1 protein-coding gene is annotated in these 216 nt (G+C 50.0%); it reads right to left on the bottom strand.

From position 1 onward, the window contains the following. Window positions 1-216: IS200/IS605 family transposase (tnpA, locus tag BHE89_RS03940; RefSeq protein ID WP_128860311.1), on the bottom strand; the 216-nt coding region annotated here is incomplete at both ends.

Here is a 216-nt window from a genome sequence, read left to right as displayed (position 1 = left end):
ACAAAAGTCCCGTTTTACTTTGCGTCCGTAAATGTGTGTTTTGCTGGCGCAGCAGGCGCGACGATACTGATTTCAGATTGTTGACCATCACACTGACCGCCAGTTTTGGCGGGTAAGCAACCAGCAGATGCACATGGTCAGGCTCTCCGTCCATCTCAATAATTTCGCATTCAAGTTTTGCCGCAGCGGAGTCAAATGCATCACGCAGTTGAGCGA

The sequence above is a fragment of the Shigella sp. FC1967 genome, assembly GCF_001743005.1.
Classification (GTDB): domain Bacteria; phylum Pseudomonadota; class Gammaproteobacteria; order Enterobacterales; family Enterobacteriaceae; genus Proteus.
The sequence above is the reverse complement of the archived record's forward strand: the minus strand, read 5'-3'. Positions and strand labels throughout refer to the sequence as shown.